The sequence below is a fragment of the Streptomyces sp. NBC_00122 genome (assembly GCF_045160845.1).
Classification (GTDB): domain Bacteria; phylum Actinomycetota; class Actinomycetes; order Streptomycetales; family Streptomycetaceae; genus Streptomyces.
Window position 1 is genome coordinate 439,539 of the sequence record NZ_CP108191.1, and the last position, 13,647, is coordinate 453,185.

General features: G+C 72.1%; 14 protein-coding genes. 6 read left to right on the forward strand and 8 right to left on the reverse strand.

What is annotated here, in order from left to right; genetic code table 11:
* Positions 1-141: 141 nt before the first annotated feature.
* The 3 genes from OG737_RS02045 to OG737_RS02055 all read left to right on the forward strand — a co-directional run bounded on the left by OG737_RS02045 (position 142) and on the right by OG737_RS02055 (position 4,110).
* The gene (locus OG737_RS02045; RefSeq protein ID WP_328924400.1) at positions 142-2,664 is read left to right on the forward strand and encodes a DUF3516 domain-containing protein; all 2,523 of its coding nucleotides are present in this window, start codon (positions 142-144) and stop codon (positions 2,662-2,664) included.
* A gap of 49 nt (positions 2,665-2,713) precedes the next feature.
* Positions 2,714-3,622: an acyl-CoA thioesterase II gene (locus OG737_RS02050; RefSeq protein ID WP_328924401.1), complete on the forward strand. Its 909-nt coding sequence runs from the start codon at positions 2,714-2,716 to the stop codon at positions 3,620-3,622.
* An 86-nt stretch (positions 3,623-3,708) separates the two neighbouring features.
* Positions 3,709-4,110, forward strand: coding sequence for a YchJ family metal-binding protein (locus tag OG737_RS02055; RefSeq protein ID WP_328924402.1), 402 nt, complete (start codon positions 3,709-3,711; stop codon positions 4,108-4,110).
* On the opposite strand, the gene OG737_RS02060 is transcribed toward OG737_RS02055, so the two are convergent.
* Together OG737_RS02060 and OG737_RS02065 are read right to left on the reverse strand one after the other, a co-directional pair.
* A complete protein-coding gene (locus OG737_RS02060; RefSeq protein ID WP_405921124.1) occupies positions 4,074-4,889 on the reverse strand; it encodes a DUF6397 family protein in 816 nt (271 codons plus the stop codon). The genes OG737_RS02055 and OG737_RS02060 overlap by 37 nt on opposite strands.
* Before the next feature lie 93 nt (positions 4,890-4,982).
* Positions 4,983-5,381 (reverse strand): roadblock/LC7 domain-containing protein, encoded by a 399-nt coding sequence (locus tag OG737_RS02065; RefSeq protein ID WP_328924404.1) that lies wholly within the window; start codon positions 5,379-5,381, stop codon positions 4,983-4,985.
* Between the two features lie 106 nt (positions 5,382-5,487).
* Here OG737_RS02065 and OG737_RS02070 point away from each other — a divergent pair, with 106 nt between their 5' ends.
* The gene (locus tag OG737_RS02070; RefSeq protein ID WP_328924405.1) at positions 5,488-5,925 is read left to right on the forward strand and encodes a PPOX class F420-dependent oxidoreductase; all 438 of its coding nucleotides are present in this window, start codon (positions 5,488-5,490) and stop codon (positions 5,923-5,925) included.
* 46 nt (positions 5,926-5,971) lie between these two features.
* Here OG737_RS02070 and OG737_RS02075 read toward each other — a convergent pair whose 3' ends face one another.
* The 5 genes from OG737_RS02075 to OG737_RS02095 form a co-directional block, all read right to left on the reverse strand.
* Positions 5,972-6,616 (reverse strand): ATP/GTP-binding protein, encoded by a 645-nt coding sequence (locus OG737_RS02075; protein WP_328924406.1) that lies wholly within the window; start codon positions 6,614-6,616, stop codon positions 5,972-5,974.
* The gene (locus tag OG737_RS02080; RefSeq protein ID WP_328924407.1) at positions 6,616-6,996 is read right to left on the reverse strand and encodes a DUF742 domain-containing protein; all 381 of its coding nucleotides are present in this window, start codon (positions 6,994-6,996) and stop codon (positions 6,616-6,618) included. The genes OG737_RS02075 and OG737_RS02080 overlap by 1 nt, the downstream gene beginning before the upstream one ends.
* Before the next feature lie 17 nt (positions 6,997-7,013).
* On the reverse strand, positions 7,014-7,457 hold the full coding sequence (locus tag OG737_RS02085) for a roadblock/LC7 domain-containing protein (RefSeq protein WP_328924408.1): 444 nt from the start codon (positions 7,455-7,457) through the stop codon (positions 7,014-7,016).
* On the reverse strand, positions 7,457-10,042 hold the full coding sequence (locus tag OG737_RS02090) for a nitrate- and nitrite sensing domain-containing protein (protein WP_328924409.1): 2,586 nt from the start codon (positions 10,040-10,042) through the stop codon (positions 7,457-7,459). Before OG737_RS02090 ends, OG737_RS02085 begins: the two co-directional genes overlap by 1 nt.
* A 131-nt stretch (positions 10,043-10,173) precedes the next feature.
* A complete protein-coding gene (locus OG737_RS02095) occupies positions 10,174-10,950 on the reverse strand; it encodes an MHYT domain-containing protein (RefSeq protein WP_328930183.1) in 777 nt (258 codons plus the stop codon).
* Between the two features lie 178 nt (positions 10,951-11,128).
* Between OG737_RS02095 and OG737_RS02100 the strand changes: the two genes are divergently transcribed.
* Positions 11,129-11,728, forward strand: coding sequence for a class I SAM-dependent methyltransferase (locus tag OG737_RS02100; protein WP_405921125.1), 600 nt, complete (start codon positions 11,129-11,131; stop codon positions 11,726-11,728).
* Between the two features lie 64 nt (positions 11,729-11,792).
* Here the strand turns inward: OG737_RS02100 and OG737_RS02105 are convergent, their stop codons facing one another.
* On the reverse strand, positions 11,793-12,707 hold the full coding sequence (locus OG737_RS02105) for an oxygenase MpaB family protein (protein ID WP_328924411.1): 915 nt from the start codon (positions 12,705-12,707) through the stop codon (positions 11,793-11,795).
* Positions 12,708-12,842: 135 nt separating this feature from the next.
* Between OG737_RS02105 and OG737_RS02110 the strand changes: the two genes are divergently transcribed.
* A complete protein-coding gene (locus OG737_RS02110) occupies positions 12,843-13,622 on the forward strand; it encodes a hypothetical protein (RefSeq protein WP_328924412.1) in 780 nt (259 codons plus the stop codon).
* Positions 13,623-13,647 lie beyond the last annotated feature (25 nt).

Genomic DNA, 13,647 nt, shown 5'->3' on the forward strand with positions numbered 1-13,647 from the left:
CGTTCCCCGCCCCGGTGGTGTGCTGGTCGGGCCCGGTGACTGTTTCATTCGGGCCGCATCGACGGCACAGCGTACCGTCGGTGATCTTCCCTCCGTCGGCCGGTTCCCTGATCCGGGGGGAAGCCAGGCAAGATGGGGGGTGTGACCCTCATTGATCAGCTCCCGCCGAACGCCGACCCCGACGCCCTCTTCGAGGCTTTCTCCTCGTGGGCGGAGGACCAGGGCATCACCCTGTACCCGGCTCAGGAGGAGGCGCTGATCGAGGTCGTCTCCGGGGCGAACGTGATCCTTTCCACCCCGACCGGCTCCGGCAAGAGCCTCGTCGCCGCGGGCGCGCACTTCACCGCCCTGGCCCAGGACAAGGTCACCTTCTACACCGCCCCGATCAAGGCACTGGTGTCGGAGAAGTTCTTCGACCTGTGCAAGCTCTTCGGCACCGAGAACGTCGGCATGCTGACCGGCGACGCCTCGGTGAACGCGGACGCCCCGGTGATCTGCTGCACCGCCGAGGTGCTGGCCTCCATCGCCCTGCGCGACGGCAAGCACGCCGACATCGGCCAGGTCGTGATGGACGAGTTCCACTTCTACGCCGAGCCGGACCGCGGGTGGGCCTGGCAGATCCCGCTGCTGGAGCTGCCGCAGGCGCAGTTCATCCTGATGTCCGCGACCCTCGGCGACATGAAGCGGTTCGAGGAGGAGCTGACCCGGCGCACCGGCCGGCCCACCTCGGTGGTCCGCTCCGCGACCCGGCCCGTCCCGCTCTCGTACGAGTACGTCACCACGCCGATCACCGACACGATCACCGAGCTGCTGGAGACCCGGCAGGCTCCCGTCTACATCGTGCACTTCACCCAGGCCCAGGCGGTCGAGCGGGCGCAGTCGCTCATGAGCATCAACATGTGCACCCGCGAGGAGAAGGACAAGATCGCCGACCTGATCGGCAACTTCCGCTTCACCACCAAGTTCGGCCAGAACCTGTCCCGCTACGTCCGGCACGGCATCGGCGTGCACCACGCCGGCATGCTGCCCAAGTACCGACGCCTGGTCGAGAAGCTGGCCCAGGCCGGTCTGCTGAAGGTCATCTGCGGTACCGACACCCTCGGCGTCGGCGTCAACGTCCCGATCCGTACGGTGCTGTTCACCGCGCTCACCAAGTACGACGGCAACCGGGTCCGCACCCTGCGCGCCCGCGAGTTCCACCAGATCGCCGGCCGCGCGGGCCGGGCCGGCTTCGACACGGCGGGCTACGTGGTCGCACAGGCGCCCGAGCACGTCATCGAGAACGAGAAGGCCCTCGCCAAGGCGGGCGACGACCCGAAGAAGCGCCGCAAGGTGGTGCGCAAGAAGGCTCCCGAGGGCTTCGTGGCATGGTCGGACACCACCTTCGAGAAGCTCATCGCCGCCGATCCGGAGGCGCTGACCTCGCGCTTCAAGGTCACCAACATCATGCTGCTGTCGGTCATCGCCCGGCCGGGCGACGCCTTCCAGGCGATGCGCCACCTCCTGGAGGACAACCACGAGCCGCGCAAGGCCCAGCTGCGGCACATCCGCCGGGCCATCGCGATCTACCGCTCGCTGCTGGACGGCGGTGTGGTCGAGAAGCTCGACAGCCCTGACGCGGAGGGCCGCACCATCCGGCTCACCGTCGACCTCCAGCAGGACTTCGCACTCAACCAGCCGCTCTCCACCTTCGCGCTCGCCTCCTTCGACCTGCTGGACCCGGAGTCCCCTTCCTACGCGCTGGACATGGTGTCCGTCGTGGAGTCCACGCTGGACGACCCGCGCCAGATCCTGGCCGCCCAGCAGAACAAGGAGCGCGGCATCGCGGTCGGCCAGATGAAGGCCGACGGGATCGAGTACGAGGAGCGGATGGAAAGGCTCCAGGACGTCACCTATCCCAAGCCGCTCGAAGAGCTGCTCTTCCACGCCTACGACGTGTACGCCAAGAGCCACCCGTGGGTGCGCGACCACCCCGTCTCCCCGAAGTCGATCATCCGCGACATGTACGAACGCGCGATGACCTTCACCGAGTTCACCTCCTTCTACGAGCTGGCCCGCACCGAGGGCATCGTGCTGCGCTACCTGGCCAGCGCGTTCAAGGCCCTGGACCACACCATCCCCGACGACCTCAAGTCCGAGGACCTCCAGGACCTGATCGCCTGGCTCGGCGAGCTGGTCCGCCAGGTGGACTCCAGCCTGCTCGACGAGTGGGAGCAGCTGGCGAACCCGGAGGTGGAGACGGCGGAGCAGGCCCAGGAGAAGGCCGACCAGGTCAAGCCGGTCACCGCGAACGGGCGCGCCTTCCGCGTGCTGGTCCGCAACGCGATGTTCCGCCGGGTTGAGCTGGCCGCCCTCGACCACGTCAACGTGCTGGGCGAACTGGACGCCGAGTCCGGCTGGGACGCGGACGCCTGGGGCGAGGCCATGGACGGGTACTGGGACGAGTACGACGACCTGGGCACCGGTCCCGACGCACGCGGCCCGAAGCTGCTGCAGATCGAGGAGGACCCGGTGCACGGCCTGTGGCGGGTCCGCCAGACCTTCGCCGACCCGAACGGGGACCATGGCTGGGGCATCAGCGCCGAGGTCGACCTCGCGGCCTCCGACGAGGAGGGCCGGGCTGTCATCCGGGTCACCTCGGTCGGCGAGCTCGGCGCGCTCTGACCGCCACCGGCGTCCCGCCGTCCCCACCACCGACAGTGGAGATCCTCTGATGACGAACCCCGCCGAGAGACTGGTCGACCTGCTCGATCTGGAGCAGATCGAGGTCAACATCTTCCGCGGCGCCAGCCCGCAGGAGTCCCTCCAGCGCGTCTTCGGCGGCCAGGTCGCCGGCCAGGCGCTGGTGGCCGCCGGCCGCACCACGGAGAGCGGCCGCCCGGTCCACTCACTGCACGCGTACTTCCTGCGCCCCGGTCTCCCCGGGGTGCCGATCGTGTACCAGGTGGAGCGGGTGCGCGACGGGCGGTCCTTCACCACGCGCCGCGTCACCGCGGTCCAGCAGGGCAAGACGATCTTCAATCTCACCGCCTCCTTCCACCATCCGGAGGAGGGCAGCATCGAGCACCAGCTGCCTCCTCACCACGTTCCTCATCCGGACACGCTCCCGAAGGTCGCGGACGAGATCCGCGAACACCTGGGCGCCCTGCCCGAGACGCTGGAGCGGATGGCCCGCCGCCAGCCCTTCGACATCCGGTACGTGAACCGGCTCCGCTGGACTCCCGAGGAGCTCAAGGACGCCGATCCCCGCAGCGCGGTGTGGATGCGGGCGGTCGGCCCGCTGGGCGACGACCCGCTCGTGCACACCTGCGCCCTCACCTATGCCAGTGACATGACCCTCCTCGATGCCGTGCGCATCCCGGTAGAACCCCTGTGGGGGATGCGCGGGTTCGACATGGCGAGCCTGGATCACGCCATGTGGTTCCACCGCCCGTTCCGGGCGGACGAGTGGTTCCTGTACGACCAGGAGTCCCCCATCGCGCACGGCGGCCGGGGCCTGGCCCGGGGCCGTATCTACGACCTGGAGGGCAGGCTGCTGGTCTCCGTGGTCCAGGAAGGCCTCTTCCGCCCGTACCCCGCCAAGCCGCCCCGGCCCGCCGGGTCGGCCCCGCCGGCCCAGTAGTCCGGGCACCCCCCGCAGTCCAGCCAACCCCCGTAGTCCAGGCACCTCCCGAAGTCCCCGCCCTCCACGAGGAACCGAGCACACCCATGCCCACCCCGGCCCTCCCCTGCCCCTGCGGTCTGCCCGCCACCTACCCGGAGTGCTGCGGCCGCTTCCACTCCGGTGCTCAGCAGGCACCCACCGCCGAGAAGCTGATGCGCTCCCGGTTCAGTGCCTTCGCCGTCGGCGACACCGCCTACCTGCTGCGCTCCTGGCACCCCTCGACCCGGCCGTCCCGGCTCGACCTGGATCCCGGGCAGTGCTGGGAGCGGCTGGAGATCCTCGCCACCGAGCGCGGCGGGATGTTCGAGACGGAGGGCTCGGTGGAGTTCCGGGCGCACTACCGCGAGGGCGGGCACACGGGTTCCCTGCACGAGCACAGCGCCTTCTCCCGCGAGGAGGGGGCCTGGGTCTACGTCGGCCCCCTCTCCCCCGTCGACTTCGACTGACCGCGGGCCCCGGTCAGCGCGAAGTCCAGGCTCGTGCGGTACCAGTGGATCTCCTCCGGCAGCTCGGCCTTCAGCAAGCGCAAGGCCACGGCCACGGCCGCCGGGACCTGCGGATGCCCGTACGGTGGGGGTGGGGCGAGGGCGGCCAGCACGACCCGCTCCGCCGGGTCGGGCACGGCCTGCCGCAGCTCTTCCTCCGGGAGTACGGACGCCAGTACGGCGGCGCGCTCCCAGGAGTCGGCGGTCCGTCTCAGCAGCAGCCCGACACGCCGCCCGCGCCACTTCCGCGGACGCAGGTCCGCCTTGGCCGCCATCAGCTCCCGGTCCGCCTCACGTGCCGTCCCGCGCAGTATCGCCGGCTCCCGCGCCGCGAACTCCCGTAGCTCCGCGACCAGGTAGAGCCACACCACCGCCCGGTAGCGGTTGACGCGGTAGCCGACCGGGGCGACGTGCCCGCAGCGCGCGAGCCGCGTGAACCGGCTCGGGCCGACCCCCAGTACCCCCGCCGCCGCCTCCGCCCCGCCCACGGTGGCCACCCGTTCGCGCAGAGCCTCCGGCCACTCCGTGCCCGGCCGGCCCTCGGCCGACCTGACCCGCTCCAGCTCGGCCCGCGTGTAGCGCGCGGCCCCGCCGGGCGCGGGCGGCCCGGCCGCCCGCACGATCCCCAGCTGAACGGCTCTGGCGAACTCGCCCCGGCTCAGCCCCAGTTCCCCAGCGGCCCGCACGCCGCCCACCAAGGCCTCGGCGGTCACGGCGTCCCGCAGCACGGTCGTCTCCATCGGCATCATCACGGTCTCCCCCCACGAGCATCGATTACTCTGCGTGAAGACCGTAACTCAGCGCGACGACACCCCGCGGGGCCTGTGGATAACTCAGCCGCCCGTGATGCGCCGCTCCGCGACGCCCAGGTGCTCACCCACCCGGTTGACCAGCAACGTCATCTCGTACGCGACCTGCCCGATGTCCGCCTCGGAGGCGCTCAGCACACACAGGCAACTGCCCGCGCCCGCCGCCATCACGAAGAGGACCCCTTCGTCGTATTCGACCATCGTCTGCCGGACCTCCCCGGCCCTGAAGTGCCGCCCCGACCCCTTCGCCAGGCTCTGCAGACCGGCGGCGACGGCCGCCAGGTGCTCCGCGTCCTCCCGCGCCAGCCCCGCACTCGCGCCCGTCACCAGGCCGTCGTTGGACAGCACCACCGCATGCCGCACCTGCTGGACCCTGCGCGTCAGGTCGTCCAGCAGCCAGTCGAGCTGCTTGTCCAGTGCCATTGCGAACCCCTCCCCGTCGACGCGGCCGGCATGGCCGCGCCCCACCCCGCGTAGTCGTGCCGCAAGCCTTCCCCACCAGCCCCTTTCCGGCAAGGAGGATGTCCCCATGGCGAAGAAGATGACTCAAGAGGAATGGCGGGCCTTCGTCTCCCATTCCACTCGCACCGGGAAGCTCTCCACCGTCCGTGAGGACGGCAGTCCCCATATCGCTCCCATCTGGTTCGTGCTCGACGGCGACTCCTTCGTGTTCAACACCGGCAAGGACACGGTGAAGGGACGGAACCTGGCCCGTGACGGCCGGGTCGCGCTGTGCGTGGACGACGACCGCCCGCCGTTCTCCTTCGTCGTGCTCCAGGGCCGGGCCCAGATCAGCGAGTACGCCGGGAACGAGGACGAAATGCTCGCCTGGGCGACCACGATCGCCGCCCGCTACATGGGCGAGGAGCGCGCGGAGGACTTCGGCCGCCGCAACGCCGTCGCGACCGAACTCCTCGTCAGGGTCCCCATCGACAAGGTGACCACCCTAGGCGGGGTGGCGGACTGACGGGGGCCGCCCACCCGACGCCCCCACCTCCGCGGGCCGGTCCGGTTCACACCGAATCGGCCTGCGGCTCCACCGAGTCCAGCAGCCGGGCGGTATGCACCCGCCCGGCGTACTCGACCAGCCTGATCAGCACTTCCTTCCCCGAGTCCTTGTCCCGCGCGTCACACAGCACCACCGGCGTCCCCTGATCCAGGTCCAGCGCCCGCGACACGTCGTGCGCCCCGTACCGCAGCGCGTCCGTGAAGCAGTTGACGGCGACCACGAACGGGATGCGCCGGTGCTCGAAGTAGTCCACCGCCGGGAAGCAGTCCTCCAGCCGACGCGTGTCGGCGAGCACCACCGCTCCCAGCGCCCCCTGCGACAGTTCGTCCCACAGGAACCAGAACCGGTCCTGACCCGGCGTGCCGAACAGGTACAGGGAGAGCCCGGACCGGATGGTGATCCGGCCGAAGTCCATGGCCACGGTCGTGGTGGTCTTCTGGTCCACCCCACCGGTGTCGTCGACCAGTTCGCCCGCCTCGCTCAGCGTTTCCTCCGTCCGCAGCGGTCTGATCTCGCTCACCGCGCCCACCAGCGTGGTCTTGCCGACCCCGAAGCCGCCCGCCACCAGGATCTTCAGCGAGAGCGCGGCCAGTTCGGTGTCCTCGCCGGGAACCGCGGCCGGGGCGGGTCCGTTGTCGTGTTGTCCCATCACAGTGCTCGCAATCCCTCGATGACTTCCCGCAGAATCCGCTCGTCCGGCAGCTGTGCGGGCGGTACCGGCCTGCTGACCTTGACGTGCCCGCCCTCCAGCAGGTCGCCGAGCAGCACCCGCACCACCCCCACCGGCAGGTCCGCGTCGGCGGCGAGCTCCGCCACCGACTGCGTCTCGGACCGGCAGAGTCCGAGCAGCGCCCGGTGTTCGGGACCGAGCAGCGACTCGGCCGCCTCGTCCGTACCCTGCGGATCCACGACGACCAGCGCGATCAGGTCGAAGCGGACTCCGTGGGGTCCGGGTTTCGTCCGCCCGCCGGTCATGGCGTACGGACGGACGAGCGGGCCCGCGTCGGCGTCGTACCACTGGCCGTTCATGTGCCGGACCGCCGCCCTCAGCCGGCGGCCGGCGGCCGCGCCGCGAACCGGGGCGGGGTGTAGAGGTGTTCGCCGACGCGCTTCACCAACCGGGCCATCTCGTAGGCGATCAGCCCCATGTCCGCGTCGGCACCGCTGAGCACGGCCAGACAGGAGCCGTCCCCGGCGGCCGCGACGAAGAGGAAGCCCTCGTCCATCTCGACCATCGTCTGGCGCACACCCCCGGCGTGGAAGTGCCGGCCCGCGCCCTTGGCCAGGCTGTGGAAGCCGGATGACACGGCGGCCAGGTGCTCCGCGTCCTCCCGGCTCAGCGCACTCGAAGCACCGACCGGCAGCCCGTCGTTGGAGAGGACCACGGCGTGCCGGACCTCCCGGACCCGGACCACCAGGTCGTCCAGGAGCCAGTCCAGTTCGCCGGTCCTTCGGACGCCGCCCCGGTCGATCCTCTGGTGTTCGATCATCACAGTTCTCCTTCGCTGCCTGCGTGAGGGGAGTTCTCCTGGGCGCCGCGGACCCAGCCGGCCCGGTAGGCCGCCATCCGATCCCGGGCCTGCTCCGGGCTGCGGCCCGGCGGGTCCTCGGGGAGGCCTGCGCCGGCCGGCGCCTTGGGGGCGGGGGTCTCGCGCAGCTGCGGGACGAGGCTGGCCTGACGTACCCGGCGCGGCAGTTCCGTCACCGAGGCGGCGGGGGCCGGGGGCGGCGGCGCCACTTGTGTACGGGTCACCGCGCCGCCGGGAACGCGCGGCCGCAGCGCCGCCACCGGTGCCGGACGCGGCTCCTCGGCTGCGGGGGTGCGGTCCGGGTCCCGTTCCGGGAGACCGCGCGGGTTCTCCCGTACGACGGCCATGGCGGGCGGCCGCTCCGCCCGCGCGGCGCCCTGCGCTCCCTGCGCCGCCGCCCGCTCCGCAGCCGCGTCCGCCGCCGAGGCCGCTGCCGGAACCGAGGCCGCTGCCGGGACCGACGGCTCGGCGGATCCGGCCGTGATCGCGCTCTGGAGCATGGAGTTCGGCAGCAGCACCACGGCGGTGGTGCCTCCGTACGGCGACGTGCGCAGGTGCACCTTCACGCCGTGGCGGGCCGAGAGGCGGCTGACGACGAACAGCCCGAGCCGGTCGCTGTCGAAGAGGTCGAGCGCCTCGGACTGCTCGATGCGCCGGTTGGCGTCACTCAGGGTCTCGCGGCCCATGCCGAGCCCCCGGTCCTCGACCTCCAGTACGTAACCGGCGCCGACCGGCTCGCCGCTGACCCGGACCTTGGTGTGGGGCGGGGAGAACTGGGCGGCGTTCTCGATGAGTTCGGCGAGCAGATGGGTGAGGTCGGCGACGGCTCCCCCGACCACGGCGGCCTCCGCGAGCTGGCGGACCTCCACCCGCGGGTAGTCCTCGATCTCGGAGACGGCCGCCCGTACGACGTTCGTGAGGGGGACCGGCATCCGCCAGGCCCGGCCCGGGGCCGCGCCCGACAGGATGATCAGGCTCTCGGCGTGCCGGCGCATCCGGGTGGTCAGGTGGTCGAGGCGGAAGAGGTCGCCCAGCTCGTTGGGGTCGTCCGCGCGGCGTTCCATCGAGTCGAGGAGCGTCAGCTGCTTGTGCACGAGGACCTGGCTCCGGCGGGCGAGGTTGACGAACACCCCGGACACCCCGCTGGCCAGTTCCGCCCGCTCGACGGCGGCGGTGAGAGCGGCCCGGTGGACGGTGGCGAGCGCCTCGCCGACCTGGGTGATCTCGTCGTCGGCCGGCGGCCCGGACGGCGTCTCGGCGGCGGCGTCGATCTCCTGGCCCGCGCGGAGCCGCTCCATCGCGTCCGGGAGCTTGCGGCGGGCGATCTCCAGGGCGGTGTTGCGCAGCGAGACCAGCTCCACGACCAGGACGCGGCCGATGCGCACGGAGATGACCAGCGAGGCCGCGACCGCGGCCAGGCCCAGCAGCACGGCGGCGCCGGCCGGGCTGAGCGCCCCTTCGGCGACCGGGTCGGCCCGGTGGGCGGCCGCGGCGTGTGCGGCTCCCTCGATCTCGCGCATGGAGGCACTGATGGAGGTGTAGGCCGCCTCCCATCCGGCGGGCACCCCGCGGGCCTCCTTGGCCGTGCCGGCGGCCAGCGCCCGGTCCTCGGCGGCGGTGAGGTCGGCGTAGGCGGAGCTCTTGGCGACGGACTGCCAGGCGTCCTGCTGGGCGGTGGGGAGGTCGCCGGCCGAGGCGGTGGTGAGGGCGCGCCGGGTCTCGACGGCCCCGGTCAGCTGACGAAGCGATTCAGCGGTGCGCTGGCCCGGTACGGCGAGCAGTGCGTCCTCCCTGGAGAGGAGTTCCCCGGCCCGGGCGAATTCGAGCAGGACGCGGGACTCCGGGCCGAGTTCGACGTCTTCCCCGCCGGTCAGGGCGCCGCCCACGGCGAGGGCCGAGTCGACCACGCGGGTGTAGATCTCGTACGCGGCCTCCGGGGTGGCCCGGCGGCCGGTGACGTCCTTGCGGGCCGACCCGAGCGCCTCGGCGTCGGCGACGAAGGTGCCCAGGCGGACAACGATGTCGGAGCCGTAGTCGCCGGAGTCGGCGACGGTGTTGCGGTCCCCGAGGCGGAGCCGCCCGACGGCGGTGTCGGTGCGGCGGGCCTGCTGGTCCAGGGCGGCCGGGTCGGCGGCGGGGTCGGCGAGGAGGCGGACGGCGGCGCGCCGTTCGGCCTGGAGCTCGATGACGGCGGCGGTGACGGGGGTGCGTATCTCGGTGTCGGCCTGCTGGACGCGGCTGAGCCGGGCGATGTCCTGGGCGGTGCTGACCGTGGCGAAGGCCCAGAGTGCGAGCAGCGAGACGACCGGAACCATCAGCAGCGAGACGATCTTCGCGCGGACGGTGGCGGGGCGCAGCCGCAGCCGGGGGCCGCGGACGCGGGGGGCGGTGGGGGCGGCCGGGGCGGGCTGGTGGACCACCTGCTCCGCGGGTTCGTCGGCCGGCGGGCCGGCGTGGGCCCGGCGGCCTGTTGGCGTGGCGCGGCCGTCCGCAGGCGCGGGCAGCCGCGGCGCCGCTGCTTCCGGTTTTCTGCGGGGTGTGCGCATGGGCTCCTCGTTCCGGGGCGGTACCTACAGGTGCGGTCGTACGGTCGTAGGGGCGGTGTGCGTCTGCGTCCCCCGGCGTCTCTGCGTCTGCGTACGTGAGTACGCAACGTCCGGCGGCGGGACAGGCGTGCTCAGGCCGCCGCGGTGTGCTCCCCCAGGTGGCGGGCGGAGGCGGACGCGGCCCGCTCGTCGGCGGTCGGGGAGAGCGCGACGAACGCGGCGGTGATGAACAGGTAGGAGCCCAGCCCGACGGCGAGCGGGAAGATGAACTGCATGGCCGTGGCGCCGGGCAGGGTGGTGTCCGAGGGGCTGACGCTGACGGCGACGGCCATCATCCCGGTGTAGTGCATGCTGCTGACGGCGGCGCCCATGACTAGCGAGGCGACGGCCACGGCGACCGGTGACTTGATGTTGAGCGCGGCCCACAGGGCGGCGGTGGCGGCGACCACGGCGATGGCGACGGAGAGTCCGACCGTGAGCAGGTCGTAGGAGACGTCCCCGTGCAGGCGCAGGGCCGCCATTCCCAGGTAGTGCATGCTGGCGACACCGAGGCCGGTGGTGAGGCCGCCCAGGACGAGCGACCGGCCGCGCTGCCTGCCGTAGCCGACGGTGAAGACACCGGCGCCGACGACCAGCATGGCGACGAGCAGGCTGAGGATGGTGAGCGGCACGTTGTAGTGGATCTCGGTGCCGGTGACGTCGAAGCCGAGCATCGCGACGAAGTGCATCGTCCAGATGCCGGTGCCGATCGCGGAGGCGGCGGTGAGGAGCCAGTTGCGCCGGGAGGGTCCGGTCGCGGCGAGCGCGCGGACGGTGCAGCGCAGCCCGAGGGCCGCGCCGATCGATGCCATCAGGTACGACAGCGCGGGTGTCAGCCAGCCGTAGGCGGCGTGGTCCAGATGTCCCAGGTGTCCCATGGCCACCGGACGCTAGTCCGGGTGAGGGCGCGAACAAGGGGAGCATTTCGAAAGACGCTGGAACTGCTGGGATATGACAGAGATACGTTCATCTTCGATCACGCCACGTGCCACCTTGCACACGGTCCGCAGACCTGGACGGGGTGCGGCGGTGGGGGATCATGGGCGCATGAGCGAAGACCACACGCACGTGCAGGAGTTCTTCGGAGCGCGCGCCGCCGACTGGGACCGGAAGTTCCCCGGGGACGCGCCCGCCTTCGCGACCGCCGTGGCCGAGTTCGGCCTGCGGCCCGGCGACCGCGTGCTCGACGCGGGCTGCGGCACCGGGCGGGCTCTGGCCCCGCTGCGCGCCGCGGTCGGGCCCACCGGCAGCGTGCTCGGCGCGGACCTCACCCCCGAGATGCTGGCCGCCGCACAGCGGGCCGGGCGGGCCACCGAGGGCACACTGCTGCTCGCGGACGTGGCCCGGCTGCCGCTGCGCGACTGGGCACTGGACGCGGTGTTCGCGTCCGGCCTCATCGCCCACCTGCCCGACCCGGAGGCGAACCTGCGCGAACTGGCGCGGGTGGTCAGCCCCGGCGGCCGGCTCGCGCTTTTTCACCCGATCGGGCGAGCCGCCCTCGCCGCCCGCCACGGCCGCGAGCTGACCCCGCAGGACCTGCGGGCCGAGTCCAACCTGGGTCCGTTGCTGGCCCGTTCGGGCTGGGAGCTGACCTCCTACGTCGACGAGGACGCCCGCTTCCTGGCGCTGGCCGTACGTCACCTGTGACACGTCGAAACATGACACGCATGTACGTCGGCCAGGCGCCCGGGATGCGCGGAGGCCATCGGGATCACGCCGGGGGCTGGGCCTCGGCTCCGGCCGGCCGACGGGGATGGGGGACGGGACAGCCGCCCGCGCCGGGCACGGGGAAGGTGCCGAGCTCGCCCACGTCGTAGCCGCCCCGGTAGTTCTTGATCTCCGGGTTCTGGCGGGCGTAGTGCGGGGCTTTGCGCGGGGGCAGCAGCCGTACCGCGCGCCCGCGCAGCCACAAGGCTCGCTGGACCAGCCGCTGGACCGGCGGGCGCGGGCGCTCGTAGCGGAAGGCGCTCAGCAGCGGCTCGTCGAGAAGGGCGAGGCTCCCGCTGCGGACGGCGGGGGCGAGCGGCGCCGGGTACCAGGAGGCCATCAGGTCGAGGGTGGCGTCGGCGACCTTCCGGGCGCCTTCGTCCCAGCCGAAATGGGCCTCTTCATATGCGTTCAGGGTGGTCTCGAACTCCTCGTAGGAGCCCGGAATGTCCTTGATGCCCATGTGACGGCCGAGGGTCGCGTAGTAGTTCGCGCAGGCGCGGCGCTCGTGGTGGGTCAGCGGACGCCAGCCGTAGGCGTCCAGCCAGCGCGACGGAATCACCACGAAGGTGCACAGGACGTAGCGCATGTCCTCGTTGGTGATGTCGTAGCTGCGGTGCATCTGGTTGACGCGGCGGATCGCGGTGCGCGCGGTGTCGCTGTCGAAACCGTGCTCGACGACCGCGTCGAGGAGCAGCGCCGTGTCGTCGTAGCGCTTCTGGGTACGGTCCGTGAACTCGGCGGTCTCGGCCAGCAGGCGGCCGATGGAGGGGACGGCGTACGTCCGGAAGAGGGCGAGTTCCAGGGCGCGGGTGAAGTCCCACGGAAACTCGTAGGTGGCGGTGAGCCGGTAGATGGCGAGGAAATCCTTGTCGGGGTCGAGACGGAGGATCTCCCTCAGCCGGTCGTATCGCTGCACCGGGTGTCCCTTTCTGTGGCGGGCCCCCAACTCTACGTGCAGGCAGCGGCCATGGAAATCGTCGGCCGCAGGCTCTCGACGTGCGGGTTACCCGCTGGTTAAGGTGCGCCGACGAGAGAGCTACCAGGAGGCCAGGTGTCCGACGACGAGGGTGGCGGCTCGCTGTACGTGCTGACCGCCGTGCTGCTGACCCCCGCGCAATTCCCGAGCATCCTGGGCGACGACTTCCCCGAGGCCTGCTCCCTGCTGGGCGTGGAGCAGGCCGGGGACGGGTACGGGCTGGTGCTCGGCCAGGACGAGGAGGGCGCGCGCTGGACGGTCGTCGTGGACGACGTCTCGCTCGTGGCCACGGCCATCGCCTCCTGGGACTGCGGGATGGAGTACGACCTGTCGCCCGACGAGCGGTCGATCGTGGTCTCGCTGGCCGGCTGGCCGCTGGACTTGTCGGTGGCCGCATCGGGGATCCCGGAGCCGCACGATCCGGAGCAGGGGGCGGACGGCACGGGACGGGTGCCTCTGGCGCCGCCGTCGGCCGAGGTGTGGGGTCCGGTGCAGCGGCGGATGGCCGCGGACCAGGTCGCGCGGGAGTGGGCCGACTGGCGTGAGCGCGTGGCGACGGACGGCGGCGCAGCGGCCGCCGCGCATCCCGGGCTGGCCCGGGCACTGGAGGAGGCCCAGGGGTACACGCTCACCCCGCCGCCGCCTGGGCGGGTGCGGTCCTCCTTCGCGGGTGAGGGGGCCCGGACCCTGCGGGTGGACGGGCCCGGCTGGTCATTGGTGGCCCGTACCGGTGACGCGGCTTTCGTCCTGCTCGACGATGAGCCGGGCGAAGTGCTGTCCGTCCCCCGGGAGGGGGAGCATGATCTACCGGAACTGCTGGCGGCGCTGGACCGCGTCGCGCTACGCCCGGCTTGACCGCGACCGGAAGTTCAAGGGGGAG